Origin of the sequence: Aeromicrobium sp. Root472D3, assembly GCF_001426485.1 — a bacterium.
Classification (GTDB): domain Bacteria; phylum Actinomycetota; class Actinomycetes; order Propionibacteriales; family Nocardioidaceae; genus Aeromicrobium.
Genome location: NZ_LMET01000003.1, coordinates 175,121 through 200,686 on the forward strand (window position 1 = coordinate 175,121; position 25,566 = coordinate 200,686).

Consider the following 25,566-nt stretch of genomic DNA (forward strand, 5'->3'; position numbering starts at 1 on the left):
GCGCTCAGGCCCGGCCGAGCAGCTCCAGCACCTCGCGCTCGAGCGTGCGGCTCGTGGGGGCGCCGGGCTTGACGCGCCGGTGGTCGGGCGAGACCGTGACGCCGTGCTCGAACAGGTCGACGACGCGCGGGTCGACGTACGACGACCGGGCGACCGCCGGGGTGTTGCCGAGGTGCTCGGACACCTCGCGCATCGCGGCGGCGACGGTGCGCTTGCGCTTCGTCGCGGTCGAGGCGTCGGCCCCGGCGAGCGCCAAAGCGGCGATCGTGGTGCCCCGCCACGTCCGGAAGTCCTTGGCCGAGTAGTCGCCCGCGAGCACGTCCTTGACGTACGCGTTGACGTCGCTCGCGTCGAGGTCCTTCCACGTGCGTCCGACCTTGTAGGCAAGCAGCTGGTCGCTGCCGCCGCGGCGCCGACGCAGCGTCTCGAGGACCGTCTGCACGCGCTCGTCGCGCACCGTGACCTGCACCTCCTGGCCCGACTTGGCGGCGTACGAGAACGCCAGTCCGTCGCCGGAGGGGTTCACGTGCTGCTTCTGCAGCGTCGTCAGGCCGAAGCTGCCGTTCTCCTCGACGTAGCGGACGGACCCGATGCGGAACATGCCGAGGTCGAGCAGGCTGAACGTCGCGGCGGCCACCCGTCGCAGGTCGAGCGCGTCGCCCGAGAGGTCGCGTCGCGCCCGCGCCCGGTGCGTCAGCAGCGACTCGGCGAAGCCCTCCATGCGCTCGAACTTCTCCGAGTCGCGGCGCTCGCGCCACCCCGGGTGGTACAGGTACTGGCGGCGTCCGGCGTCATCGGTCCCGACGGCCTGCAGGTGGCCGTTGTCGACCGAGCAGATCCACACCTCGGTCCACGCCGGCGGGATGACCAGCAGCTTGCAGCGCTCGACCTGTGCGGGCTCGAGGGCGTTGCCGTCGTGGTCGAGGTAGCGGAAGCCCCGGCCGTGACGGATGCGGCTCCAGCCGGGCTGGCTGGCGGACGTGCGACGGAGGCGAACCATGGTCCGTCCACGCTAGGGCCACCACGACGGGTCGGCACGTCGTGCAGGACGCTAGCGAGAACCGGCCGACTCGGCGACCCCGCGACGGTGCCACGTCCAGTCGGTCGGCAGCGCGATCCCGTCGAGACCGATGCCCTGGAAGATCAGGCGGTACGCGTCGGGGCTCTCCTGGCGCTGCTGCTCCATGGCGCGGTGGATGTGGCCCCACAGGGGCGTGCTCTCGGGCGAGCCGAGGTACTCGGCGGTGAAGGTGCCCGGCAGGGTCTGGGTCTGCATGCTGAGGCTCGACAGCAGCCGTCGCGCGTGGGCGTCCATGATCATCACGATGAAGTCGACGTCGTTGGCGTACGACGCCGTGATGATGCCGTGGTAGAGCGCCGCGGCGCACAGCCCGCCGCGTCCCTCGCCGCGGCGCACCGCGATCGTGGCGATGTCCCACGTGCGGTCGATGTCGACGCCGGCCGATCGCGCCGACCGCTCGCCGTCGACCTCCCAGGGCGCGCGGCCGATGTCGTTGAGCGTCTTGAGGCCCGCGGGTCCGGGCGCGATGAACCGGGCGGTCGCGACGGCGTGGCCGTCACCCTCGAGCACCGTCATGAAGCCGGTGGAGTCGTCGTACGGCCCGTACTCGTCGGCGAACTGCTCGGCGGTGTTGCCGTACGTCTCGAGGAAGACGTCCGCCTCGCAGGCGCGGGCGGCGTCGAGCTCGTCGCCCGTCGGGTCGAACACGAAACGCAGGGGTGCGGCGGTCATCGGGACTCTTCTCTGTCATCGTGCTGCGGAAGCTCGCTCGGTGGGTCGAGGAGGGCGCGCCCCTTGGCCCAGAGGGCCAGCTCGTCGGCGGGCATGGGACGCGCGAGGTGGTAGCCCTGGACGGTGTCGATGCCCATCGCGACGAGCTCGGCGAGGTCGGCGGCGTTCTCGACGCCCTCGGCGACGATGCGCATGCCGAGGGCGTGGGCGAGCTGGATCGTCGAGGCCACGATCATGCGGCTGCGGGGATCGGTCGCGACGTTGCCGATCAGGGCGCGGTCGATCTTGAGCTCCTGGACGGGCAGGTTGCGCAGGTAGGCCAGCGACGAGAAGCCCGTGCCGTAGTCGTCGATCGACACCTGCACACCGTGGTCGCGCAGGGTCAGCAGGACGTCGCGGGTGTGCTGCGGGTCGGCCAGGAAGGAGTCCTCCGTGACCTCGAGGACCAGCTGGTCGACCGGGACGTCCTCCCGCTCGACCAGCGCGTACAGCATCGGCAGGAAGCTCGGGCCGAGCAGCTCGGGGGGAGCGCAGTTGATCGCGATCGTCAGGTCGATGTCGTTGCGCCGGAACGCCAGCATGTCGGCGACGGCCTGCCGCGCGACGACCTCGGACAGCTGCGCCATCAGCCCGGCACGGCGGGCCGCCGGCAGGAACGACACGGGGCTGATGACGCCCTGGTGGGGGTGGCGCCAGCGCACGAGGGCCTCGAGCCCCGAGGCCTGCATCGTCGTCGCGTCGAGCTGCGGCTGGTACCAGACCTCGATCTGGCCGTCCGAGATGCCTCTGCGCAGCTCCTCGGCGAGCTGCAGGCGCGACCGCGAGAACTCGTCGAGCTGGGCGTCGTACAGCGCGGCGCCGAGGCCCGAGCTCTTGGCCTGGTACATCGCGACGTCGGCGCGCCGCAGGGCCTCGCTGCCGTCGATCGTCGCGCCCCGGGCGACCGTGACGCCGATCGACGCCGACGGGGCGATCTCGATGCCTTCGACGAGCAACGGCTTGGCGAGCTCGGCGAGCACGTGGTGCGCCGTCTCCATCAGCTCGATCTCGTCGACGTTGTCGACCACGATCGCGAACTCGTCGCCGCCCAGCCGCGCGACCCGGACGCGCGGCCCCACGGCCTCGCTGATGCGCACGGCGACCATCGTGAGGACCGTGTCGCCGGCCCGGTGCCCGAGGGAGTCGTTGATCTCCTTGAAGCCGTCGAGGTCGAGCAGCATCAGCGAGATGGGTCGTCCGGCCTCGAGGTCGCCGGTGAGCCAGGCGCGGACGGCGCGCCGGTTCGGCAGCTTCGTGAGGTCGTCGGTCTCGGACAGGGCGAAGGCCTCGTTGGCGCGGTTGGCGTCGCGCAGCGCCAGGGCCATGCGGGCGGCGACGGCGCCGAGCGTCAGGATCGCGGGCGGCAGCATGTAGGTCGCGATGGTGTCGTCGGGGCGGATCGCGAGGACGGCCAGGGCCACGAGCCCCGCGCCGACGAGGATCGGGGTGCCCGCCGGGCGCGGCATGGCCCTGATGACGGTCAACCGCGGGCGGCAGGCGGCCGCGACGAGCAGCAGGAACGCCCCGCCCCACAGCGCGTACCGCAGCCCGCTGAAGTCGTAGGTGCTGGCCGAGCTGAGCAGCGCGAACCCCGAGTCGGCGATCGCGAGCAGCATGAATCCCGCGCCGAGCATCCACGAGGCGCGGCGGTCGAAGCGGATCTGCAGGAGCGACTGGCCCAGCACCACGAGGGCCAGGATCAGGTCGGCCAGCGGGTAGATGAGGGCCAGCAGCAGGGGCACGCCGTCCTGGTGCGACATCACCCGGACGGGGGTCACGAGCAGGAGGCAGGCCAGGCACGCGGTGCCGCCGCACACGATGACGATGTCGAGCCACGCGCGGGTCGGCCGTGACGGGCGTCGGTCGACGTCGCGCATGAGGTACCCCGCCATGCCGAGGTACGACAGCATGAACAGCCACTCGCCGTCGGCCGGGAACTCGGCCTTGCCCTGGTCGAGCGTCGCGTTGACCGAGATCGACCCGAGGCCCCAGCACGTGATGGCTGCCAGCAGGACGAGCAGCGCGAGCCGCCGATCGGGCTGCAGGTACGCGGCCAGCGCGAGCCGCAGCAGCAGCAGCGGGAAGAACAGCGACAGCGTGACCAGCAGGATCGTGGGCGTCGCGCCGCCACCCAGCCACTGCACGATCCGGTTGACCAGCAGCCCGGTCGCGACGACGACCCACGGCAGCGGGGCGACGATCGACTGGGCCCTGGCCCAGCGGGCCGCCGTCGTGGGCGCGGCGGAGGTGGACGTGCCGGAACGCTCGGGGGCCACGCCTACCGCCCTCGCCCGGGGTCGTTCGGGTGCCGGACCGACGGCTGCCACGTGGTGGGTGCGTCCGGCTCGAGGCTGTCGAGGATCAGGTCGACGTCCTCGACCGTCGTGCGGGGGTTGACGAAGCACAGGCGCAGCGTCGTCTCGCCGCCGAACCGTGTCGGGGTCACGAGACCGATGCCGCGGGCGTGCGCCTGCGCCGACCACCGGGCGTAGTCGCCCGGCAGCCAGCCGCGCCGCCGGAACAGCACGACCGAGAGGTGGGGCTCCGTCGCGAGCTCGAGGTACGGACGCGCGTCGACCTGCTTGGCGGCGTAACCGGCGGTCGTCAGGCACTGCTCGACCGCGTCGACGTACGCGTCGGTGCCGTTGGCGACCAGCGACGCCCACACCGGCACGCCGCGGGCGCGGCGCGTCAGGTGGGCGGCGTAGTCGGCCGGGTTGTCGTCCGCCTCCTCGGCCACGACCTCGAGGTAGTCGGCGCGCTGCTGGTGGGCGGCGCGGGCGAGGTCGGGGTCGAGGTAGAGCACCGCGGCGCAGTCGAACGGCGTGAACAGCCACTTGTGGGGGTCGATCGTGATCGAGTCGGCGCGCTGGATGCCCTCGAAGTCGTCGCGGCGGGAGCGGGCCAGCATCGCGGCGCCACCGTAGGCGGCGTCGACGTGGAGCCAGATGCCGCGCACCTCGCAGCAGTCGGCGATGTCGTCGAGGCGGTCGACCGCGCCGGTGTTCGTGGCACCGGCGTTGGCGACGACGGCCACGACGTCGCGGGTGTCGAGCGAGTCGAGCACCCGGGTCAGCTGCTCGCCGTCGAGCGGCTGGTCGGGCGATCCGGCCGTCACGACGCGGCATCCCATGATCGCGGCGGCAGCCCTGATCGACGAGTGGGCCTCGGCGCTCGCGACGATGACGCCGGGCGGCCCGCCGTCGGGCGCGTGCAGGCCGTGCCGGGCCGCGACGAGCGCGCTCAGGTTGGCCAGCGAGCCGCCGCTGACGAAGACGCCGTGCGCCTGCTCGGGGTAGCCCACGACGTCGCACAGCCAGCGCATCGCGACCCGCTCGGCCGCCACGACGTCACCGGCCTCGAGCTCGGTGCCGCCGTACACCGCCGCGGCCGACATCGCGGCGTCGGCGATGATCGAGGCGGGCGTCGGCGCACCTCCGACGAAGGCGAGGTAGCGGGGATGGTCGGTCGGGAACGACGTCGGCAGCAGCAGGTCGCGCAGGGCCGCCCACGTCGCCTGGATGCCGATGCCGTGCCGCGTGACGGCCGGCAGCGTCCCGGTGCGTCCGGGGCGCAACGGCGCCGGCGAGGTGCGCCGGTCGACGATCCACTCGGCCAGGTCGCCCAGGACCTGCCGATCCTGGACCGCGAAGTCGTGCACGTGGGGCCGCCGTTCGAAGAGGTGAGTGGCGGACGGTGCGCGATGTCGCCGTGGACGGTCCCGCCCCGGTCATCCGTGCCGTCTCCCCTCAGGGTATCCCCGCGCGGAGGTCAAAGGTCCCGACGAGTCCTGTGGTGTCCGGCTCAGGACGTTGGTCCCGCCGGTCCGGTCCCGGCATCCGGCGGGTTTGCCGCGGGCCGCCGCGGGTACGCGCCGACGGCGCCTCCTTCCTCCCACCAGCGGCGCGACCACGAAGACGAACGGATCACGCATGACCACCTCGAGCATGGCGACCATCCTGCAGGCCCAGTCCCTGCTGATGGCCGAGCACGACGTCACGTCGGAGACCGCCCTGGGCCTGCTGGTGTGGGAGTCGGACCGTCGCGGCGCGACGGTCGCGGACGTCGCCACGGGTGTCTGCGCCGCGCTGGCGGCCGGGCGCGTCGCGGACGTCGACGGGCTGCTGCGCGCCACGGCCTGACGACCCGGTGGTGCCCCCGACAGGAATCGAACCTGTGGCCTACCGCTTAGGAGGCGGTCGCTCTATCCGACTGAGCTACGGGGGCCTGCGGAGTCAGGTTATCGAGTCGGGGTCCGACCGCATACGATCGCCCTTGTGTCCTGCCGTCCGATCACGCCCTCACCCGCGGAGCGCGGGCGATGAGGCGACTGCTCGTGGGCGGCGCGGTCCTCGCGATGGCGGCCGCCGGGATCGTCCTCTACGGGGCCAGCGGCGCGACGCCCGAGCCGCGTCCCGCCCCGGCGCCGTGCGCCGAGGCGCGCCCCCTGCCGTCCGGCACGACGACCCGGACGATCGAGTCCGGCGGTCGTGAGCGCAGCTACCTGCTGCACGTGCCGCCCGGCTACGACGGCACGACCCGCGCCCCGGTCGTCCTGATGTTCCACGGCCTCGGCGGCGACCCGGCGACGGTCCTGGCGGCGACGGGGATGGCCGACCGGGCCGACGCCGACGGCACGATCCTCGTGGTGCCGCTCGGGCGTGGCGAGCCCGCGCACTGGAGCTTCCGCAAGCCGGCCACCGATCCCTCGTCCGACCTGGCGTTCGTGCACGACCTGGTCGGACAGGTCCAGCGCACCGCCTGCACCGACGCGTCACGTCTGTTCGCGGCGGGCTTCTCCAACGGCTCGGCCCTGACCCTGGCACTGGCGTGCGACGGCACGACCCCGTTCGCCGCCTACGCGGCCGTCTCGGGTCCGTACTACGAGGCGCGGTGCGACGACGCACCTCCGTCGTCGATCATCTACTTCCACGGCACCGCCGACACGACGGTCCCCTACGAGGGGGCCGACACCGTGATCGGTCGCCTCCCGCCCGTCAACGACACGATGTCGCAGTGGGCGACGCGGGGTCGCTGCCCGGCCTCGGGGGCCTTCACGACGGCCGACGACTCCGTGCACCACTTCGCGTGGCGCTCGTGCAAGGGCGGAACCGACGTCGACATCTACGCCGTCGTCGACGGCGTGCACGGCTGGCCCGGCGGCGGGCCGATGTCGCCCGGCAAGGTCTCGCGCACCCAGGACAGCCCGGTGGACGCGACGGCGCTGCTGTGGTCGTTCTTCGAGCGTCACCCCGGAGCCCGGTCATGACCAAGCCGATCGAGACGTGGCTGACCGACATGGACGGCGTGCTCGTCCACGAGGAGCAGGCGATCCCGGGTGCCGCCGAGTTCATCGCGCGGCTGCGCGACACGGGCCGCAAGTTCCTCGTGCTGACCAACAACTCGATCTTCACGCCGCGCGACCTGTGCGCCCGGCTGCGCGCGGCCGGCATCGACCTGCCCGAGTCGGCGATCTGGACCTCGGCCCTCGCGACCGCGAAGTTCCTGTCCGAGCAGCGACCCGACGGCACCGCGTACGTCATCGGCGAGGCCGGCCTGACGACGGCGCTGCACAACGTCGGGTACGTCATGACGACCCAGGATCCCGAGTACGTCGTGCTGGGCGAGACGCGCACGTACTCGTTCGAGGCCATCACCCGCGCGATCCAGCTGATCGAGCGCGGTGCCCGGTTCATCGCGACGAATCCCGATGCGACAGGGCCGTCGCCCGCGGGATCGCTGCCGGCGACCGGGTCGGTCGCGGCGCTGATCACCAAGGCGACGGGCGTCGAGCCGTACTTCGTCGGCAAGCCCAACCCGCTCATGATGCGCAGCGCCCTCAACCAGATCGAGGGGCACTCCGAGACGACCGTCATGATCGGCGACCGCATGGACACCGACGTGCTGTCGGGCCTCGAGGCGGGTCTGCGGACGTTCCTGGTGCTGACGGGCTCGACGCCCGCCGATGCCGTCGAGCGCTTCCCGTTCCGGCCGACCGAGGTGTTCGCCTCGATCGCCGACGTCGTGCCGCTCGTCAGCTGACCGGGGCCGCGTGCCGCTCGTTGTTACCTGGCGGTAACGCCCGTGTCGTGGGGTTTGTTATCGTTTCGTAATCTGCCGACGATCCCACCGGACCCGACGCAGACGCCCGGGCAGCACATGCCGGGGGAGCCCACCAGGGAGTGAATCGTGAAGATTTTCCTCACGGGTGCGAGCGGAGTGATGGGCCGATCGTCCATCGACGCACTGCACCGAGCCGGTCACGACGTCGTCGGGCTGGCCCGCACGCGCGAGACCGCCGAGCTGATCCGCGCGGCCGGCGCCGAGCCGTGCCTCGGAGACATCTTCGACCGGCCCGCGATGACCGCCGGCATGCAGGGGTGCGACGCCGTCGCGAACCTGGCGACCAAGGTGCCCGTCGGCTCGGGTGCCCTCCGCCCGGGCTCGCTCAAGAAGATCGACCGCATCCGTCAGCACGGCTCGCGGATCGTCGCCGACGCCGCCCGTCGCGCCGACGTCGGGCGCATCGTCCAGCAGAGCCTGAGCTTCATCTACGCCGACCACGGCGACGAGTGGATCGACGAGCACAGCCCCGTCGACGTGACGCGTGCGACCGAGCCCGTCGTCGTCGCCGAGGACCACCTGCAGGCCTTCGCCGCGGACGGCGGCACGTCGGTCAGCCTGCGCTTCGGCCTCATCACGGGCGACGACCCGAACACGGCGTGGCTGTTCCGCCGGGCCGGGGCCGGTCGCTCGATCGGCCTCGGCGACGAGATGTCGTGGATGCACGTGATCCATCCCGCCGACGTCGGGACGGCCGTCGCCCACGCGCTGACCGCGCCCGGCGGCGTCTACAACGTGGGGGCCGAGCCCGTGCAGCGACGCGACTACGTCGACACGATCGCCCTCGCGGCGGGGCGCAAGGGCGGCGGCCACTTCCTGCCGCCGTGGATCCTGCGGCTCGGGGCCGAGAAGCTCGAGATCCTGGTGCGCTCGCAGCGGGTCAGCTCGCAGCTGTTCTCCGACCGCACGGGCTGGTACCCGAGCCACCCGAAGCTCACCCCGGAGTGGTTCGATGACCTCGTCCGGGCCTGACCGCGCCGAGCGCGAGCGTCGTCGCCGCGCCGCCGAGCGGCTCGGCGAGCTGATGCCCCGCACGACGTCGGACGAGACCGACGAGGGCTGGGGCGAGCGGGGGAGCACGTCGCGCGACGACGAGCTGCTGCGCGACGTGCCCCCGCACCACGGCTGAGCCGAGGCCCTAGATCTGCGTCGGGCCGCCCGGACGCTGCTGGGCCGCGAGGGTGTCGCGGATCTCGCGCAGCAGCTGGATGTCCTCGGGGACGGCGACCGGCGCCTCCTCCTTGCCGCGGGCGAGCCGCTCCTGCACGGTCTTCATCGGCACGACGATCGCGAAGTAGACCACGGCTGCGGTGATCGTGAAGGTGATCAGCGCCGTGATGAACGCGCCGAACAGGAAGTTCTGGCCGTCGACCGTGACCGTCATCCCCTCGGGTCCGCCACCCCCGACGAGCCCGAGCAGCGGGTCGATGAAGGAGGAGCCGAAGGCTCCGACGAGCGTCGTGAACGCGGTGCCGATGACGACGGCGACCGCGAGGTCGACGATGTTGCCGCGGAGCAGGAAGTCCTTGAATCCCTTGAGCATGTGTCCCCCTGGGGTGTCGGGTGTGGTGACTCGACACTAGCGACGACCGGCCGGACCTTCTAGCCGGAGGAGGTGATGACGCTCAGCCGCGACGACAGTCCGGCCCGGGCGAGCTCCAGCGCACCCGCCTCGGTCGTGACGACGCCGAGGGACGCCACCGCGTCGGCCCGTGCCGCCGCCGCGTCGCCGCTCGGCAGCGTGACGACCTCGACGCCGCGCGCGACGACCTCGGCCGGCGTCTCACCGGCCGGATCGACCCCCACGACGTCGACGCGGTCGCCCACGCCGATCGCCGTGGCGTCCGCCTCGTCGACGCGGATCGTCGTGTAGACGGCACCCGGCCCGTAGCCCTCGAGGGCGCCGGGCCGCACGAGGCGCACGTCGGTCAGCGGCTCGCCGGCCCGCATGGGGCCGGCCACCCGGCGTCCGAGGGCGTCGCGGCGGCGCAGCACGTGATCGGGGGCGGCGCCGCGTGGCACGGACGCGACGCGGACGTCGTCGGCCGTGACGACGTGACCGCTCGCGAGGTCGTGCCGGGCGACGAGCACGGGCTGGGTGCGGGGCGCCTGCCGCAGCGAGGAGAGGCCGGCCAGGACGGCCAGCGCCGCGCACGCGGCGGCGATCAGACGGCGGTGGTCGTCGAGCAGGTGCCGGATGCGGTCCATGCCCGGACTCTAGGAGCGGTGCACCGCCGGGTGCGCGCGTCCGTCCACAGGCCGGGGCCGGGGATCAGGCGGCGGAGTCGGAGCCGCTCTTGGGGGCGGGCTTGCCCGCCGACGACGCGCTCGAGCTCGAGCTCGAGGTGTCGGAGGACGAGGACGAGGACGACGAGGCGCTCGACGACGTCGAGGAGGACGACGACGAGCCGGACGCGGAGCGGCTGTCGGTCTTGTAGAAGCCCGAGCCCTTGAACACCACGCCGACGGCGCCGAAGACCTTGCGCAGGTCGCCGCCACAGGTCGGGCAGACGGTCAGCGCGTCGTCGGTGAAGCTCTGCTGGACCTCCAGCGCTTCTCCGCAGTCCTTGCACTGGTACTGGTACTTCGGCACGTCTTGCTCCCGCTCGGTCGATGGTGCGTCCCAAGGGTACAGTTGCGCGCACCGTGACCGATCCCTTCCCTCCCGGAACCATCCCTCCCGGACCTCGCGCCCCCGGAGCCCGTCGATGACCGAGTGGCTGCTGCTCGGCGCCTCCTTCGTGCTGATGCTCGCGTGCGGCGTGTTCGTCGCCGCCGAGTTCTCGTTCGTCACGGTCGACCGCGCCACGATCGAGCGCGACGCCGAGGCCGGCGACCGGGGCGCCCAGGGAACCCTGGTGGCCCTGCGCTCGCTGTCGACGCAGCTCAGCGGCGCGCAGCTGGGCATCACGATCACCAACCTCGCGATCGGCTACCTGGCCGAGCCGGCGATCGGCACCCTGCTGCGCGACCCGCTCTCGGCGGCGGGTCTCGAGGGCGGGGCCCAGCGCGGGGTCGCGTACGGCATCGCGCTCGTCGTCAGCACGGTCGTGACGATGCTGGTCGGCGAGCTCGTCCCGAAGAACTTCGCGCTGGCGCTCCCGCAGCGCACCGCCGCCCTGACCCAGCTGCCGCAGCGTGCGTTCACCAAGGCCATGGCGTGGCCCATCCGCGTGCTCAACGGCATGGCCAACTCGATCCTGCGGACCCTGGGCGTCGAGCCGCAGGAGGAGCTGCGGTCGGCGCGCTCGCCCGTCGAGCTGCGCTCGCTGGTGCTGCGCTCGGCCGTCGAGGGCGCGATCGACGACGAGACCGCCGACCTCGTGGCCCGCAGCATCGCGTTCGGCGACCGCACGGCCGCGGACGTCCGCACCCCGCGCGTGCGCGTGCACTTCCTCGAGGGACGCAGCACGGCCCACGACGTCATCGAGGCCGCCCGGCAGACGGGCCACTCGCGCTTCCCGGTGATCGGCCGAACGCCCGACGACGTGCTCGGCATCGTGCACGTCAAGCGGGCCGTCGGGGTCGACGTCGGCCGTCGCCGCTCGGTCCGCGTCACCGACCTGCTCGATCCCGCGACGACGGTGCCCGACAGCATCGAGCTCGACCCCCTGCTGCTGGTGCTGCGCGACCAGGGCATGCAGATGGCGATCGTGGCCGACGAGTACGGCGGCACCGACGGCATCGTGACGCTCGAGGACCTCGTCGAGGAGATCGTCGGCGACATCGCCGACGAGCACGACCGGCTGTCGTCCCGCAGCCGTCACCGCCGCGACGGCACGTGGTCGCTGTCAGGCCTGCTGCGACCCGACGAGGTCGAGGAGCAGACGGGCGTGGCGCTGCCCGAGAGCGAGAACTACGAGACCATCGCGGGTCTCGTGAATGCCGAGCTCGGCCGGCTCGCCGAGCGGGGCGACGTCGTGACGCTGTCGCTCGACCGCACCCCCGAGGACGACGAGGACGATCCCGAGCCGCTGGTCGTGACCCTGACGGTCGAGCGGCTCGAGGGACGCCGCATCGACCGCGTCTCGCTGACGGTCGACGCCGTCACCACCGTGGGGGAGGGGCCGCATGAGTGACTGGTACGGAGTGCTGCTGACGCTCGTGCTGCTGGCGCTCAACGCCCTGTTCGTGGCGTCGGAGTTCGCGCTGATCTCGGCCCGGCGCACGCAGCTCGAGCCGCGCATCGCGGCCGGCTCGCGGCCGGCCCGCATGGCGATGCGGGCGATCGAGAACATCACGCAGGTCATGGCCGCGGCGCAGCTCGGCATCACGATCTGCTCGCTGGGGCTGGGAGCGGTCGGCGAGCCCGCGATCGCGCACCTGATGGAGCCGGCGTTCGAGGCCGCGAACGTCCCCGAGGGGCTCGTGCACCCCCTCTCGTTCGTCATCGCGATGACGCTGGTCGTCGGCGCGCACGTCGTGCTGGGCGAGATGGTGCCCAAGAACCTCGCCCTGGTCGGACCCGACCGGGCCGCCCTGGTGCTGGGACCGTTCATGCTGGGCGTCGTCCTGGTGCTCAAGCCGTTCGTCGTCCTGCTGAACGGTGCCGCCAACCTCATCGTCCGGTCGTTCCGGGTGCAGCCCGTCGACGAGGTGTCGTCGACGTACTCGCACGACGAGGTCGCGGGCCTGGTCGAGGAGTCGCGCCGCGAGGGCCTGCTCGACGAGGACGAGTACGGGCTGGTCTCCGGGGCGCTCGACTTCTCCGACGGCACCGTCGACCGCGTGCTGCTGCCGCTGGAGGGCCTCGTGACGATCAGGCCCGACGCGACGCCGATCGACGTCGAGCGCGCGTGCGCCGACACGGGCTTCTCGCGGTTCCCCGTGACCGACGCCGGCGGCGACCTGGCGGGCTACCTCCACATCAAGGACGTCCTCGAGACCGACGAGACGTCGCGCCGCGAGACGATCGCCGACAAGTGGGTCAGGCCGCTGGCGACCGTCGCCGCCGGGTCGGGCCTGTACGAGGCGCTGCGCTCGATGCAGTCGCGGGGCTCGCACATGGCGCGGGTCGCCGACGCGTCGGGCCGCGTGACGGGCGTCATCATGCTCGAGGACGTGCTCGAGGAGCTCGTGGGCGAGATCCGCAGCGCCCGCTGACGACGTCCCGGCGATGTGGCCGGTGGGGCGCACGTGGGTGAGAATGTCCCGGTGCGTCGCATCGGGATGGTCATCGCTGGTCTGCTCGCGCTCGTGGTCCTCGGCGTGGCGGTGTTCTCGTTCGTCACGGTGCGCCGCTCGTTCCCCGACACGACCGGCGAGGTGCAGATCTCGGCCCTGAAGGGCGACGTGACGGTCCAGCGGGACGGCAGGGGCGTCCCGCAGATCTACGCCGACACCCCCGAGGACCTGTTCCTCGCGCAGGGCTACGTCCACGCGCAGGACCGCTTCTACGAGATGGACTTCCGCCGCCACGTGACGGCCGGTCGACTGGCCGAGCTCGTGGGCGACGCCGCGCTCGACACCGACAAGTACGTGCGGACGCTGGGGTGGCGCCGTGTCGCGGAGCAGGAGCTGGCGCTGCTCGACGACGACACCTTGCGGCTCGTCAACGCCTACGCCCGGGGCGTCAACCGCTACATCGACGGCCGGTCGAGCGCCGAGCTGTCGCTCGAGTACGCGGTCCTGGGGCTGACGGGCCCGAGCTACCGGCCCGAGCGCTGGACGGCGGTCGACTCGCTGGCCTGGATCAAGGCGATGGCGTGGGACCTGCGCAGCAACATGACCGACGAGATCGACCGCGTGCTGTCGACCGAGAAGCTCACGGTCGACCAGGTCGAGGAGCTCTACCCCGACTACCCGAAGGGGCACGCGACGATCGTGGGCGACCAGGGCACCGTCGTCGACGGGTCGTTCAGCTCCGGACGGGGCCCGTCGACGACGGGTCTGGCGCGCACGGCGGTCGCGGCCCTCGAGGCCGCCCGCGACGGCGCCGAGGCGCTGCCCGCGCTGCTCGGCACGGGCGACGGCATCGGCTCGAACTCGTGGGTCGTCAGCGGCGACAGGACCGCGACCGGCCGGCCGATGCTGGCCAACGACCCGCACCTGGCGCCGTCGATGCCCGGCATCTGGTACCAGGTCGGCCTGCACTGCCGCACCGTCGACGAGGCCTGCCCCTACGACGTCTCGGGCTTCTCGTTCTCGGGCCTGCCGGGCGTCGTGGTCGGCCACAACGCGAAGATCGCCTGGGGCGTCACGACGATGTACGCCGACGTCGCCGACCTCTACGTCGAGCGCGTCACGGGCGACACGTACGAGTACGCCGGCCAGCAGGTGCCGCTCGAGACCCGGGAGGAGACGTTCGAGGTGGCGGGCGGCGAGCCCGAGACCATCACGGTCCGCTCGACGCGGCACGGCCCGATCCTGTCCGACCTCGACGACGACGCCGCCGCCGTCGCGACCACCCGCCGGGCGCAGGACGCGGCGGCCGGCACCGCCGCCGGCACGTCGTACGAGGTCGCGCTGCGCTGGACCGCGCTCGACCCGAAGCCCACGATCAGGGCGGTCTTCTCGCTCGGCCGCGCGCAGGACTGGGAGCAGTTCCGCGTCGCCGCCAAGCAGTTCACGGTGCCGTCGCAGAACCTGGTCTACGCCGACGTCGACGGCAACATCGGCTACCAGTCGCCCGGCACGATCCCGATCCGCACGACGGGCGACGGGCGGTGGCCCGTGTCGGGCTGGGACCCCGCGTACGAGTGGTCCGGCTCGGTGCCGTTCGACCAGCTGCCGACGGTCTACAACCCCGACGAGGGGTTCGTCGTGACGGCCAACAACAAGGTCATCGGCGACCAGTACCCCGTCAACCTCGGGGCCGACACCGCCGCCGGCTACCGGTCCGAGCGCATCCGCGACCTGATCTCGGGACGATCGGCGTCGACGGGCGAGGGCCTGACGGTCGACGACATGGCGCGCCTGCAGACCGACACGTACAACGCCAACGCCGCACGGCTCGTGCCCGAGCTGCTCACGGTGCCGCTCGACACGACGTACTACTCGCAGGGGCAGGAGGTCCTCGCCAAGTGGGACTTCATGCAGGACGCCGACTCGCCCGGTGCGGCCTACTTCGCGTCGGTGTGGCGCCACCTGCTCGCCCGCACGTTCCACGACGAGCTGCCCGAGGGGCAGTGGCCCGACGGGGGCGAGCGGTGGTTCGCGGTCGTCGACCGCCTGCTCGACCGTCCGGCGAGCCGGTGGTGGGACGACGTCACGACGCCCGGCGTCCGCGAGACCCGCGACCAGGTGCTGGCCGACGCGATGCGCGACGCCCGCGACGAGCTGACGATGATCCAGTCCCGCGACCCGGGGGAGTGGCGCTGGGGCACGATGCACCGGCTCGAGCTGGTCAACCCGACGCTCGGCGACTCGGGCGTCGGTCTCGTCGACCGGCTGTTCAACCGAGGGCCCTACAAGATCGGCGGCGGCAACGGCATCGTCGACGCGACGAGCTGGGACGCCGCGAAGGGCTACGAGGTCACGGCGGTCCCGTCGATGCGGATGGTCGTCGACCTCGACGACCTCGACCGCTCGCGCTGGATCAACCTGACCGGCGCCTCGGGGCACGCGTTCCACGAGCACTACGTCGACCAGCAGGACACGTGGCGCGCGGGGCGGACGCTGCCGTGGGCGTTCAGCCGCGAGGCGGTCGACGAGGCGACGGACGACACCCTGACCCTCACGCCCGTGCCGTGACCGCGCCGGGCGGGCTCAGCCCGGGACGCGGAACAGGCCCGACGGCGTGACGGCCATCTGCACCGGCACGTCGTGCGGCTCGTGCGGCACGACGGGCAGCAGCTCGTCGGCGAACACCAGCGCGCACACCGGGGCGGCGACGTCGACGAGGGCGCGGTCGTAGTAGCCCGCACCCCGCCCGAGACGGTGGCCCGCATGGTCGACCGCGAGCGCCGGGACGATCACGACCGAGCACGACGCGAGCGCGTCGGCGCCGAGTGGTCGTCCGGCCGGTTCGGGGATGCCGAGCGGCGAGACCGTCGTGCCGGTGCCCGGCTCGAGCAGCACCCAGTCGAGCGTGCGGTCGGGCCGGCTGACCGGCACGACGACCTCGACCCCCCGGTCGTGCAGGGCCGCGACGAGCGGGCCGGTGCCCGGCTCGGACGGCATCGACAGGTAGCAGGCGAGGCGCCGGGCGCGGGCGACGAGCGGCACCGCGAGCACGTGCTGGGCGATGGCCTCGGCCGCCTCGGCGCGCTGCGGGAGCGTCCGTGCGCGGCGCCGGGCCAGCAGCTCGTCCCGTTGCCGTGCCTTGGTCACGACCTGACGTTAGCCTAGGGCTCCGACGACAGAGGGAGAGCTCGTGGGCGGTCTGGAGCAGGCGCAGCAGCGGATGAGGGACGGGGACGTCCCGCAACGCGCGATCGACGTCTTCTCGTCGTTCTACGACCGACTCGAGCAGGGCGCCACGGGGATGATCCCCGAGGCCGACGTCGAGCCCTTGGTCGACATCGACCGCGCCGACGAGATCGAGCTCAGCGATGAGCAGTGCCGCGAGGCCGCGGCCGTCACCGCCGTGATCAAGCTCAACGGCGGCCTCGGCACGTCGATGGGCCTCGACCGGGCCAAGACGCTGCTGCCCGTCCGCGCCGACCTGACGTTCCTCGACGTCATCGCGGGCCAGGTGCGCGCGATGCGTGCCGAGCTCGACGTCCCGCTGCCGCTGCTGTTCATGAACAGCTTCCGCACCCGCGACGACACGCTGGCCGCCCTCGCCCGGTACGACGACCTCGCGGTCGACGGCCTGCCGATCGACTTCGTCCAGAACCGCGAGCCCAAGCTGCGCGCCGACGACCTGACACCGGTCGACTGGCCGGCCGACCCGACCCTCGAGTGGTGCCCGCCGGGGCACGGCGACCTGTACACGGCCCTCGAGGTGTCGGGCATCCTCGACGCCCTGCTCGAGGGGGGCTACCGCTACGCGACGGTCTCGAACGCCGACAACCTGGGCGCCGCGCCCGACGCCCGCATGATGGGCTGGTTCGCGGCCTCCGGCGCGCCGTACGCCGCCGAGGTGTGCCGGCGCACGCCCGCCGACGTCAAGGGCGGGCACATCGTCGTCCGCAAGGACGACGGACGGCTCGTGCTGCGCGAGACGGCCCAGACGCCCGACGAGGACGCCGCGGCGGCCGCCGACCCCGAGCGTCACCGCTACTTCCACACCAACAACCTGTGGTTCGACCTGCGGGTCCTCAAGCGGACGCTCGAGGAGCGCGACGGCGTGCTGGGCCTGCCGCTGATCCGCAACAGCAAGACCGTCGATCCCACCGACCCCACGTCGACCAAGGTCATCCAGATCGAGTCGGCGATGGGTGCCGCGGTCGAGGTGTTCGACGGTGCGACCGCGATCGAGGTCGACCGGTCGCGCTTCCTGCCGGTCAAGACCACCAACGACCTGCTGCTGCTGCGCTCCGACGTCTACGGGGTCGGCGACGACTTCCGCGTCCGGGCCCAGGTCGACGCCGTGCCGCTGGTCGACCTCGACCGGCGCTACTTCACCACGATCGGCGACTTCGACGCCCGCCTCCCGAGCCCGCCGTCGCTGGCCGAGGCGCGCTCGCTGACGGTGCGCGGCGACTGGACGTTCGAGCCCGACGTGGTGGTGCGCGGCGACGCCACGCTCGACGACACGGGCGAGGCCCGGACCGTGGCTGTGGCGTCGACGTTAGGCTGATCGACATGTCGACAGGAGAGACGGGCCCGGGATCGGAGCAGGAGATGCTGCCGATCGGTCCGGACGCTCCCGCGCAGACGCCCCCCAGCACGGCTGCCGACGAGGAGCTGACGCAGCCGACGCGGCTCACCGCCGGCCCCGTCGAGCCCGAGCGCACGCCCCCGGCGGAGCCGGCGAACCGGCCCGAGCCCACGCCCCCGGCGGCGCCCACGACCCCGCGGGCCCCGGCCGAGCCGGTCGAGGCCCCCCGGGCCACGACCCCGCCTGCCCCGTCCGGCGACCAGCTCACCCCGCCGCCCGCCCGTCCGGCCACCGGCCAGCCCCGCCTGCGCGCCGCGAGCATCCCCGACGGCCTCCTGACGGTCGAGGACCACCTCGAGAAGATCCTGCGCGGCATCGGCCCCCTCAGCGCGTACGACCAGCCGCTCGTCGAGTCGCTGGGGCTGCCCCTGCACGAGGCGTTCGTCGCCCCGATGGACCTGCCGCTGTTCGACAACTCCGCGATGGACGGCTATGCCGTGCGCGCCGAGGACGTCGCGTCGGCGTCGCGCGAGCGTCCCGTCACGCTGCCGGTCGTCGGCGAGATCTCCGCGGGCTCGGCGCGTCCGTTCGCGATCAGCGCGGGCACCGCGGTCAAGATCATGACGGGGGCGCCGATCCCGCGAGGCGCCGACTCCGTCGTGCCGTACGAGCAGACCGACCGCGGCAACGCGCGGGTCCAGATCCACGCGCCGACCGAGGTCGGCCAGCGCATCCGGCCCAAGGGCGACGACGTCCGCGCGGGCGACACCGTGCTGGCCGAGGGCACGGTCCTCGGCCCTCGCGAGATCGGTCTGCTCGCGGCGCTGGGCGCCCCGCGGGTCAAGGCGCGGCCCCGGCCGCGCGTCGTCGTCATCTCGACGGGCAGCGAGCTGCGCGAGCCCGGCACGCATCTCGACTACGACTCGATCAACGACGGCAACAGCTACATGCTGGCCGCGGCGGTCCGCGAGGCCGGCGCGATCTGCTACCGCGTCGGTGCCGTCGACGACAACCCGCGCACGTTCCAGAAGGTGCTGTCCGAGCAGCTCGTGCGCGCCGACCTCGTCGTCACCAGCGGCGGCATCAGCAAGGGCGACCACGACGTCGTCAAGCAGACGCTCTCGGCGCTCGGCACGGTCGACTTCGTCGAGGTCGCGATGCAGCCCGGCAAGCCGCAGGGCTTCGGCAAGGTCTTCGACGAGCAGACGCCGATCATCACGCTGCCCGGCAACGCCGTGTCGGCCTACGTCTCGTTCGAGGTCTTCGTGCTCCCCGCGATCCGTCGCATGATGGGTCGCACGCCCTACCGCAGGCCGATGGTGCACGCGGTCCTCGCCGCCGACCTGCAGTCGCGGCCCGGCGTGCGCCAGTACGTCCGTGCGGTCTTCGAGGTCACCCACCGCGGTGCCAAGGTCACGCCGCTGACGGGGGCCGGCTCGCACATGATCGGCACGCTGGCCCAGGCCAACGCGCTGATCATCGTCGGCGAGGACCAGACGGCCCTCAACCTCGGCGACACGGTGCGCACCCTCGTGCTCGACCGGCCGTTCTGATGGCGCACCGGACGACGGGACCGTCGTGGCCGACCGCCTGACGCACGTCGACGAGACGGGTGCCGCCCGCATGGTGGACGTCACCACCAAGGCCGTCACGGCGCGCACCGCCACGGCGCGCGGACGGGTCGACGTCAGCGCCGAGGTCGTCGCCCTGCTGCGCGGCGAGGGCGTGCCGAAGGGCGACGCCCTGGCGGTCGCCCGCATCGCCGGCATCATGGCCACCAAGCGCACGCCCGACCTGATCCCCCTGTGCCACCCCCTCGCGATCGGCGGCGTCGAGGTCGACCTGACCGTCGACGACGACGGGGTCCGCATCGAGGCGACGGTCCGCACGGCCGACCGCACCGGCGTCGAGATGGAGGCCTTGACCGCGGTCGGCGTCGCCGCGCTGACGGTCGTCGACATGGTCAAGGCCGTCGACAAGCTCGCGCGCATCACCGACATCGAGGTCGTCGCGAAGTCCGGCGGCAAGAGTGGCGACTGGCGGCGTCCATGACGTCCCCGCGTCCCGCCTCGGCCGCCGTGGTCGTGGCCTCCAACCGGGCGGCCGACGGCGTGTACGCCGACGAGACCGGCCCCCTGATCGTCGAGACCCTGCGCTCGTGGGGGTTCGAGGTCGGCGACGCGGTGGTGGTGCACGACGGTGATCCCGTGGGCGTCGCGATCGGCGAGGCGCTGGCGTCGGGCGTCGCGGCCGTGGTGACGACCGGGGGCACCGGCATCAACCCGACCGACCGCACGCCCGAGGCCACCCGCCCGCACCTCGACCGCGAGCTGCCGGGCGTCGCCGAGGCCCTGCGTGCCGAGGGCGTCGCGAAGGGAGTGCCGACCGCGGTGCTGTCGCGCGGGCTCGCGGGCGTCGCCGGCACGGCGGTCGTGGTCAACCTGCCGGGCTCGCGGGGCGGGGTCAAGGACGGTCTCGCGGTGCTCGCGGACGTCCTGCCGCACGCGGTCGACCAGCTGCGGGGCGGCGACCACCCGGGCAGCACGTCGTGAGCGGTGCCGCGTGAGCGCGGGCTGGCCGGTCGTGCTCGGCCGGGGTCCGGTCGGCGTGCGTCCGCTGCGCCGCCGCGACGCGCGCACCTGGTCGCGCCTGCGCGCCGCCAACGCCGACTGGCTGGGACCGTGGGAGGCGACGCTGCCGCGCGAGGCGGGGCCGGCCGCGACGTCCTACGTCGGCATGATCGGCTCGCTGCGCCGGCGCGCCCGGCTCGGCCAGGTCATGCCGTTCGCGGTGACGTGGGACGGCGAGGTCGTCGGCATGCTGACGGTCAACGGCATCACGTGGGGGTCGGCGCGCTGGGCCAGCATGGGCTACTGGGTCTCGCGGACGCACGCGGGCCGTGGGGTCACGCCGACCGCGGTCGCGCTGGTCTGCGACCACCTGCTGCAGACCGTCGGCCTGCACCGCATCGAGATCTCGATCCGCCCCGAGAACGCCGCGAGCCTGCGCGTCGTCGAGAAGCTGGGGTTCACCGAGGTCGGCGTCGCCAAGGCGTACCTGCACATCGCGGGCCACTGGCGCGACCACCGCGTGTTCCAGATCCTGGCCGAGGACGTGCCCGAGGGGCTCGTCGCGCGGCTCGACCCGGCCCCCGGACCCGCCTGATCCCGGTCCGTCCCACCGGCCACACAAGTTCTCAGGCGACACACGGCCCCGCGTGCGGCCCAACGAGGTCTCGACGGCCTACCGTTTCCATCGTGCACAGTAGTGGTCTGATCATCGCGTTCGTCGTGGTCGTGTGGGCGGCGTACTTCATCCCGCTCATGCTGCGCCGGTACGACGAGGCCAGCAAGAGCGCGTCGGTCGAGGCCACCGGATCGCTCAGCAGGGTCGTGAACCGTCCCCGCCAGCAGTCGGCGCCCGCGGTCGAGACCGCCGCCGTGGCGGCCGAGCCGGCCGTGACGCGTCCGGCACCCCGCAGCGCCGACCGCCCGGCAGCACGTCTGGCTGCCGCCCGCCGCCGTCGGACCCTGTTGACCCTGCTGGCCCTGACCGTCGTCGTGGGCGGCGTCGTCGGCTTCGGCGTCATCGCCCTGCCCTGGATCGCGGCCCCCGTCGCCCTCGTCGTGGCCTGGCTCGTGGCCTGCCGCGTGCAGGTGCGCCGTGAGCGCGGCGTCGCCGGCTCCGGTCGGCTCGGCTCGGTCGTGCGTCGCATCTCGGTGCCACGCCTCCGGCTCGGACGGCTCAAGCGGGCCGGCGCGGCCGTCGTCAAGGCCCCCAAGGCCAAGGCCCCGCGGGCGAAGGCCAAGGCCCAGCGCTCGTCGTCGTCCGCCGCGGTCGAGGAGGACACCGTCATCGTGTCCGGCCAGTTCGAGGACATCGACCCCGGTCGCAAGCACGTCATGGAGGACGTCGCCCTCGAGGCCGACGCGCTCGACGACAAGATCGTCATCGCCGTCCCGTCGGTCTCCACCGCGGGCGAGGCCCTCTGGGACCCGCTGCCCGTCACGCTGCCGACGTACGTCACCAAGCCGCGGGCGGGTCGCACGGTGCGGACGATCGACTTCTCGCAGCCCCACACGTGGACCTCGGGGCACATCGAGGGCGAGGACGTCGAGCTGCCGTCGCGGTCCGACGACACCGGTGAGCACCGCCGCGCGGTCGGTCACTGACGCGCCTGATAAAGTTGCGGAGCACCCGCTCGCGGGAGCACGAACCACCAGCACGATCAGCACGACCCTGGGGCATTGGCGCAGTTGGTAGCGCGCTTCGTTCGCATCGAAGAGGTCAGGAGTTCGAATCTCCTATGCTCCACCACCAGAAGTAGCAGCACCACGCGGCGCCCGGGTCATCGACCCGGGCGCCGCGTCGTTCGTCGTGCCCACCGCCTCCGGGACCCGCGTCGGCCATCCACAGGCCGTCGTCGGGGTCTGGACGACGTCGGACCCCGTCGCTACTCTTACGTAGCAATCGGGGTCCGTCCACCCTGGACACCCCTCGACAGACAGGTGATCAGATGATGTCTCTCTCGCGCAGGATCGGTGCCGTCGCGGCAGGTTCCGTGGCGCTCCTGGCCGTGGCGCAGCCCGCCATGGCGGCCACGTGGTACTCGCAGTCCGACCCGCTCAAGGTCAAGGAGGGCGGCTCCACGCGAGGCGCCGCCTACGGCAACTACTACAACTCCAACGGCTCCTACGCCAAGAACGCGACGACCCGCAAGGACTACAAGGCCGGCGGCAACGGCGTCTACGTCGACACCGACTTCTACCTGTACCAGTACGCGTGCTCGGGCGGCGCCGACGGCTGCCGCGAGCAGTGGGTGTACGCCGGCGGCGACGAGACGGGACGCACGACCTCCGGCACGTGGGTCTCCGAGACGGTGTCCGACGCGCTGTCGGCCAAGGCCAGCCAGTCCCGCGGGGCGATCCACGTCTGCGAGGACCAGGCCTACTCCGGCGACCCGTGCTCCAGCTGGGTCTACCGCTCCTTCTCGTACTAGGGGCCGTCGATGATCGCTCCCGCTCCCGACGTCCCGCTGCGGTTCAGCGCGATCGGGCACCGGTACGGATCGCTGCAGGCCCTGACCTCGGTCGACCTGCGGATCGGCGTGGGTGTCACGGGCATCCTCGGGGTCAACGGTGCCGGCAAGTCGACGCTGCTGAGCATCGCGGCCGGCACGTGCGTGCCGTCCGAGGGGTCGGTGTCGGTCGGGGGGAGCGATCCCTACGATCACGCGACGCGGCGCGGTGCCGTCTCGCGGATCGGCCTGGTGCCGCAGGAGCTCGAGTTCCCGCGACGGTTCTCGCTGCGCGACTTCCTGCGGTACATGGCGTGGATGCGCGACGTCCCGCGGGCGGGGCGCGAGGAGGCGGTCGTGCGGGCCAGTGCGCTGGTGGGCCTCGACGATCGCCTCCGGTCGCGCATGGGCGACCTGTCCGGCGGCATGCTGCGGCGTGCCGCGATCGCGCAGGCGCTCCTGGCCGATCCCGCGATCGTCCTGCTCGACGAGTCCACGGCGGGGCTCGACCCGCACCAGCGGGCCGAGGTGCGCGACCTCATCGAGCAGATCGGGCGCACCCGCAGCGTCGTCCTGGCGAGCCACATCGTCGAGGACATCGGCTACCTCGCCGACCGCATCCTGGTGCTCGACGCCGGCAGGGTCGTCTTCGACGGTGACGCCGGCACGATCGCAGCGCGGGTCGCCCCGGGCGAGGGCGTCCACGGCTCGGCCCTCGAGCGTGGATTCCTCGACCTGGTCGGCCACGGTGGGCGGGCATGACGCTCGTGCGGCGATCGGCCGCGTTCACGGCCGTGCCGGTGCTGGTGGTCGCGGAGCTGTACGCGATCTTCTCCCGCGGAACGCCGTGGTGGGGCGAGTGGAACTGGTCGGTCGACTGGGCCAACGGCGCCACGATCCTGCTCGGCCCGCTCGTCGCGGGATGCGCGGCCTTCGACGTGTCGACGTGGCGTGGCAGCCGGGTGCGCGGGTTGTTGCGGTCCGTGCCGCGCGGCGCGCTGAGCTCGGTGCTGCTGACGGCGGCGAACGCCGCGGTCGGCTGCGCCGTGCAGCTCGGGGGTCTGGCCATCGTCCTGGTGATGAACCTGATCGTGGGCGCCGGCGGGCTCCCCGACCTGCGCACCGTCCCGCTGGCGTTGCTGATGCTGCTGGCCAGCGCCTCGGTCGGCGCCGGCGTCGGGCTGGCGCTGCCCGCCCTCTTCGCCGCGCCCAGCTCGGTGGTCGTGCTGTTCGCCGGCACCTACCTGGCCAGTGGCGGCACCGTGCCGCCGTACCTGCGGGTCGGCGGCTCGACCGGCAGCCTGCTGGGCCTGACCTGGAACCCCGTCCTCGCCCTGGTCGTCGCGGCGGGGCTGGTGCTCGCGGTCGTCGCGGTCGCAGGAGCGCTGGTCCTGTCCGACAGCCCGGTCCGCCCTCGTGTCGCGCGCCTCGTGCTGGCCCTCGGCTCCGCCGGGTTCGCGGCGACGTACGTCGTGCTGAGCGTCGGTCCGTCCGACCGGCTGCAGCGCACCTCGGCGGTCATCTCGTACGAGTGCCGCGGGGAGCGTCCCCGGGTGTGCCTGGCCGAGCAGACCTCGCGCCGACTCGAGCCGCTGGCTCAGGCGTTGCACGAGGCGGCGCGCCCCCTGCGGCAGGTCGGCGTGCCGCTCGTCGACCGCTACCGGCAGGTGGTGCCGGGGCGTGCCCTGGCCCGCGACGCCGGTCCGCTGTTCATCGAGTCCGAGGCGCTCAACCGGTCGCCGTCACCGGCGCCGGTCGCTGCGTACCTGACGACCCCCGCCGGCTGTCCCCAGTACACGGGCTCGACCCCGCCCCCACAGGCACTCTTCGACGCGCAGCGACTCCTGCAGCAATGGATCCTCCTGCGCACGGGGGCCGAGCCGCTGGCTGCCTTCGCCGCCGAGCCCGGGCACGTGTGGCTGTCGCGGACGACCGCTGCCCAGGCCGACTGGATCCGTCGCACCTACGGCCAGCTGCTGTCGTGTGATCTCGACGCCGTGGCCCTGCCGCCGGGTGTCGAGTGATCGAGCTCGAGCTGTGGGCCAGGCGGCATGGTGTGGTGCCCGCGGCCGTGGCCTGCGTCGTCGCAGCCGTGGCCCTGCGCCACTGGGCGCAGGTCAGCGTCGAGCTGCCGCTGGGCGTGCGGTCGACGCCGTTGTGGATCTGCCTGCCGTCGCTCATGGCCCTGTTCTCGCTGCCGGTGGCCTCGACCTCGCACACCCAGCTCGAGCGCCAGTCGGCGCGCTTCACGCGACGGTTCCGTCTGGCGGCAGGCCTGACGTCCACCGCCCTGGCGCTCTCGGGTGCCGTGGTCATGCTGGACCGCCCGATCGCGACGCCCGTCGCGGCCTGGACGTTTGCGCTGTGCGGGTGCGGGCTCGTGGCCGTCCGGCTGGTGGGCGCGCACGCCTGGGCGCCGCAGGCGCTGCTCGCGATCGGGCTGACGAGCGTGGCGGCCGGTGGCACGGGCCCCGATCTGGTCAGCGCCTCGGCCGGCCCGGCCGCGCTGGCGATCTCGGCCGTCTGGTGGCTGGTGGCGCTGGCCGCCTGTGCCGCCGGCGAGCCGGCGTCCGCCCTCCGACGCCCACGACATCCTCCCCGACCGAGCTCGCCGAAGGAGCCATGATGGCAACCACGATCAACACCTGCGCCGAGTGCGGAGTCCGCCGCGCGAGCAAGGTCTCGCCCACCGGCCGGCCCCTGTGCGAGCAGTGCTTCGCCACCCTGACAGGCCTGGCCGCTGCGGCGGGCTCGATCGGCTCGGGCCACGGCTCCGGCGCCGTCGGCGACGCCATCGGGGCCGCCTCGTTCGCCGGTGCCGGCGCCCACGAGGACGCCCGCCGCGCCGAGCGTCGGCGGCGCCTGGCCGAGGCCTCCGGCTTCTGGCGGCGCCTCAGGATCCGCCTGATCGGCTGATCGTCACCCCGC

27 protein-coding genes and 2 tRNA genes are annotated in these 25,566 nt (G+C 73.0%); 20 read left to right on the forward strand and 9 right to left on the reverse strand.

The annotated features are described in order from the left end of the window. Positions 1-4: 4 nt before the first annotated feature. Genes ASD10_RS17895 through ASD10_RS17910 form a run of 4 tightly spaced genes read right to left on the reverse strand, consistent with a single transcriptional unit; the run spans position 5 to position 5,453 of the window. The gene (locus ASD10_RS17895) at positions 5-1,000 is read right to left on the reverse strand and encodes a DNA topoisomerase IB (RefSeq protein WP_056612303.1); all 996 of its coding nucleotides are present in this window, start codon (positions 998-1,000) and stop codon (positions 5-7) included. Between the two features lie 51 nt (positions 1,001-1,051). Beyond that, entirely contained in the window at positions 1,052-1,753 is a 702-nt protein-coding gene (locus ASD10_RS17900) for a hypothetical protein (RefSeq protein WP_056612305.1), read from the reverse strand. Then, on the reverse strand, positions 1,750-4,068 hold the full coding sequence (locus ASD10_RS17905) for a bifunctional diguanylate cyclase/phosphodiesterase (RefSeq protein WP_056612308.1): 2,319 nt from the start codon (positions 4,066-4,068) through the stop codon (positions 1,750-1,752). Before ASD10_RS17905 ends, ASD10_RS17900 begins: the two co-directional genes overlap by 4 nt. Positions 4,069-4,070: 2 nt before the next feature. Further along, positions 4,071-5,453 carry an aminotransferase class I/II-fold pyridoxal phosphate-dependent enzyme gene (locus ASD10_RS17910; RefSeq protein ID WP_056612311.1) on the reverse strand — a complete coding sequence of 461 codons (1,383 nt, stop codon included), beginning with the start codon at positions 5,451-5,453 and terminating at the stop codon, positions 4,071-4,073. 271 nt (positions 5,454-5,724) lie between these two features. Here ASD10_RS17910 and ASD10_RS17915 point away from each other — a divergent pair, with 271 nt between their 5' ends. After that, a complete protein-coding gene (locus ASD10_RS17915; protein ID WP_056612316.1) occupies positions 5,725-5,934 on the forward strand; it encodes an ANTAR domain-containing protein in 210 nt (69 codons plus the stop codon). An 8-nt stretch (positions 5,935-5,942) separates the two neighbouring features. On the opposite strand, the gene ASD10_RS17920 is transcribed toward ASD10_RS17915, so the two are convergent. Beyond that, positions 5,943-6,019, reverse strand: a tRNA-Arg gene (locus tag ASD10_RS17920). A 94-nt stretch (positions 6,020-6,113) separates the two neighbouring features. Between ASD10_RS17920 and ASD10_RS17925 the strand changes: the two genes are divergently transcribed. The 4 genes from ASD10_RS17925 (at position 6,114) to ASD10_RS18965 (ending at position 9,044) form a co-directional block, all read left to right on the forward strand. Next, positions 6,114-7,061 (forward strand): PHB depolymerase family esterase, encoded by a 948-nt coding sequence (locus ASD10_RS17925; protein WP_082556402.1) that lies wholly within the window; start codon positions 6,114-6,116, stop codon positions 7,059-7,061. Then, complete coding sequence (locus tag ASD10_RS17930) at positions 7,058-7,834, forward strand: HAD-IIA family hydrolase (RefSeq protein WP_056612325.1); 777 nt, start codon at positions 7,058-7,060, stop codon at positions 7,832-7,834. The genes ASD10_RS17925 and ASD10_RS17930 overlap by 4 nt, the downstream gene beginning before the upstream one ends. A 147-nt stretch (positions 7,835-7,981) precedes the next feature. Next, a complete protein-coding gene (locus ASD10_RS17935) occupies positions 7,982-8,887 on the forward strand; it encodes an NAD(P)-dependent oxidoreductase (RefSeq protein ID WP_157432732.1) in 906 nt (301 codons plus the stop codon). Beyond that, a complete protein-coding gene (locus ASD10_RS18965) occupies positions 8,868-9,044 on the forward strand; it encodes a hypothetical protein (RefSeq protein ID WP_157432733.1) in 177 nt (58 codons plus the stop codon). Before ASD10_RS17935 ends, ASD10_RS18965 begins: the two co-directional genes overlap by 20 nt. A 9-nt stretch (positions 9,045-9,053) precedes the next feature. On the opposite strand, the gene mscL is transcribed toward ASD10_RS18965, so the two are convergent. The 3 genes from mscL to ASD10_RS17950 all read right to left on the reverse strand — a co-directional run bounded on the left by mscL (position 9,054) and on the right by ASD10_RS17950 (position 10,508). Continuing rightward, on the reverse strand, positions 9,054-9,458 hold the full coding sequence (gene mscL, locus ASD10_RS17940) for a large conductance mechanosensitive channel protein MscL (RefSeq protein ID WP_056612330.1): 405 nt from the start codon (positions 9,456-9,458) through the stop codon (positions 9,054-9,056). 59 nt (positions 9,459-9,517) lie between these two features. Beyond that, positions 9,518-10,123: an SAF domain-containing protein gene (locus ASD10_RS17945; protein ID WP_056612338.1), complete on the reverse strand. Its 606-nt coding sequence runs from the start codon at positions 10,121-10,123 to the stop codon at positions 9,518-9,520. A gap of 64 nt (positions 10,124-10,187) precedes the next feature. Then, positions 10,188-10,508: an FmdB family zinc ribbon protein gene (locus ASD10_RS17950; RefSeq protein WP_056612341.1), complete on the reverse strand. Its 321-nt coding sequence runs from the start codon at positions 10,506-10,508 to the stop codon at positions 10,188-10,190. 115 nt (positions 10,509-10,623) lie between these two features. Here ASD10_RS17950 and ASD10_RS17955 point away from each other — a divergent pair, with 115 nt between their 5' ends. Genes ASD10_RS17955 through ASD10_RS17965 form a run of 3 tightly spaced genes read left to right on the forward strand, consistent with a single transcriptional unit; the run spans position 10,624 to position 15,607 of the window. Then, positions 10,624-11,994: a hemolysin family protein gene (locus ASD10_RS17955; protein ID WP_056612350.1), complete on the forward strand. Its 1,371-nt coding sequence runs from the start codon at positions 10,624-10,626 to the stop codon at positions 11,992-11,994. Continuing rightward, a complete protein-coding gene (locus tag ASD10_RS17960) occupies positions 11,987-13,018 on the forward strand; it encodes a hemolysin family protein (RefSeq protein ID WP_056612352.1) in 1,032 nt (343 codons plus the stop codon). The genes ASD10_RS17955 and ASD10_RS17960 overlap by 8 nt, the downstream gene beginning before the upstream one ends. Before the next feature lie 51 nt (positions 13,019-13,069). Beyond that, a complete protein-coding gene (locus tag ASD10_RS17965) occupies positions 13,070-15,607 on the forward strand; it encodes a penicillin acylase family protein (RefSeq protein ID WP_200938367.1) in 2,538 nt (845 codons plus the stop codon). Positions 15,608-15,622: 15 nt separating this feature from the next. Here the strand turns inward: ASD10_RS17965 and ASD10_RS17970 are convergent, their stop codons facing one another. Continuing rightward, a complete protein-coding gene (locus tag ASD10_RS17970) occupies positions 15,623-16,186 on the reverse strand; it encodes a 5-formyltetrahydrofolate cyclo-ligase (RefSeq protein WP_056612355.1) in 564 nt (187 codons plus the stop codon). Positions 16,187-16,259: 73 nt separating this feature from the next. Here ASD10_RS17970 and ASD10_RS17975 point away from each other — a divergent pair, with 73 nt between their 5' ends. The 12 genes from ASD10_RS17975 to ASD10_RS18030 all read left to right on the forward strand — a co-directional run bounded on the left by ASD10_RS17975 (position 16,260) and on the right by ASD10_RS18030 (position 25,554). Further along, positions 16,260-17,600 (forward strand): UTP--glucose-1-phosphate uridylyltransferase, encoded by a 1,341-nt coding sequence (locus ASD10_RS17975; RefSeq protein ID WP_056612468.1) that lies wholly within the window; start codon positions 16,260-16,262, stop codon positions 17,598-17,600. Between the two features lie 5 nt (positions 17,601-17,605). Further along, positions 17,606-19,174, forward strand: a complete 1,569-nt coding sequence (gene glp, locus ASD10_RS17980) for a gephyrin-like molybdotransferase Glp (RefSeq protein WP_235502121.1) — start codon at positions 17,606-17,608, stop codon at positions 19,172-19,174. A 25-nt stretch (positions 19,175-19,199) separates the two neighbouring features. Next, positions 19,200-19,673 (forward strand): cyclic pyranopterin monophosphate synthase MoaC, encoded by a 474-nt coding sequence (moaC, locus tag ASD10_RS17985; RefSeq protein ID WP_200938368.1) that lies wholly within the window; start codon positions 19,200-19,202, stop codon positions 19,671-19,673. Then, positions 19,670-20,173 (forward strand): molybdenum cofactor biosynthesis protein B, encoded by a 504-nt coding sequence (locus ASD10_RS17990; protein WP_056612356.1) that lies wholly within the window; start codon positions 19,670-19,672, stop codon positions 20,171-20,173. The genes moaC and ASD10_RS17990 overlap by 4 nt, the downstream gene beginning before the upstream one ends. A 10-nt stretch (positions 20,174-20,183) precedes the next feature. Continuing rightward, positions 20,184-20,786: a GNAT family N-acetyltransferase gene (locus ASD10_RS17995; RefSeq protein ID WP_056612359.1), complete on the forward strand. Its 603-nt coding sequence runs from the start codon at positions 20,184-20,186 to the stop codon at positions 20,784-20,786. Between the two features lie 92 nt (positions 20,787-20,878). Next, a complete protein-coding gene (locus ASD10_RS18000; RefSeq protein WP_056612364.1) occupies positions 20,879-21,793 on the forward strand; it encodes a hypothetical protein in 915 nt (304 codons plus the stop codon). A 69-nt stretch (positions 21,794-21,862) separates the two neighbouring features. Further along, positions 21,863-21,938, forward strand: a tRNA-Ala gene (locus ASD10_RS18005). Between the two features lie 199 nt (positions 21,939-22,137). After that, positions 22,138-22,620 carry a hypothetical protein gene (locus ASD10_RS18010; RefSeq protein ID WP_056612365.1) on the forward strand — a complete coding sequence of 161 codons (483 nt, stop codon included), beginning with the start codon at positions 22,138-22,140 and terminating at the stop codon, positions 22,618-22,620. A gap of 9 nt (positions 22,621-22,629) precedes the next feature. Then, positions 22,630-23,400 carry an ABC transporter ATP-binding protein gene (locus tag ASD10_RS18015; RefSeq protein ID WP_056612366.1) on the forward strand — a complete coding sequence of 257 codons (771 nt, stop codon included), beginning with the start codon at positions 22,630-22,632 and terminating at the stop codon, positions 23,398-23,400. Continuing rightward, positions 23,397-24,662: a hypothetical protein gene (locus ASD10_RS18020; RefSeq protein ID WP_056612368.1), complete on the forward strand. Its 1,266-nt coding sequence runs from the start codon at positions 23,397-23,399 to the stop codon at positions 24,660-24,662. Before ASD10_RS18015 ends, ASD10_RS18020 begins: the two co-directional genes overlap by 4 nt. Beyond that, the gene (locus ASD10_RS18025; protein ID WP_056612370.1) at positions 24,659-25,264 is read left to right on the forward strand and encodes a hypothetical protein; all 606 of its coding nucleotides are present in this window, start codon (positions 24,659-24,661) and stop codon (positions 25,262-25,264) included. Before ASD10_RS18020 ends, ASD10_RS18025 begins: the two co-directional genes overlap by 4 nt. Then, positions 25,264-25,554, forward strand: a complete 291-nt coding sequence (locus ASD10_RS18030) for a hypothetical protein (protein ID WP_056612371.1) — start codon at positions 25,264-25,266, stop codon at positions 25,552-25,554. The genes ASD10_RS18025 and ASD10_RS18030 overlap by 1 nt, the downstream gene beginning before the upstream one ends. The last annotated feature ends 12 nt before the right edge of the window (positions 25,555-25,566 follow it).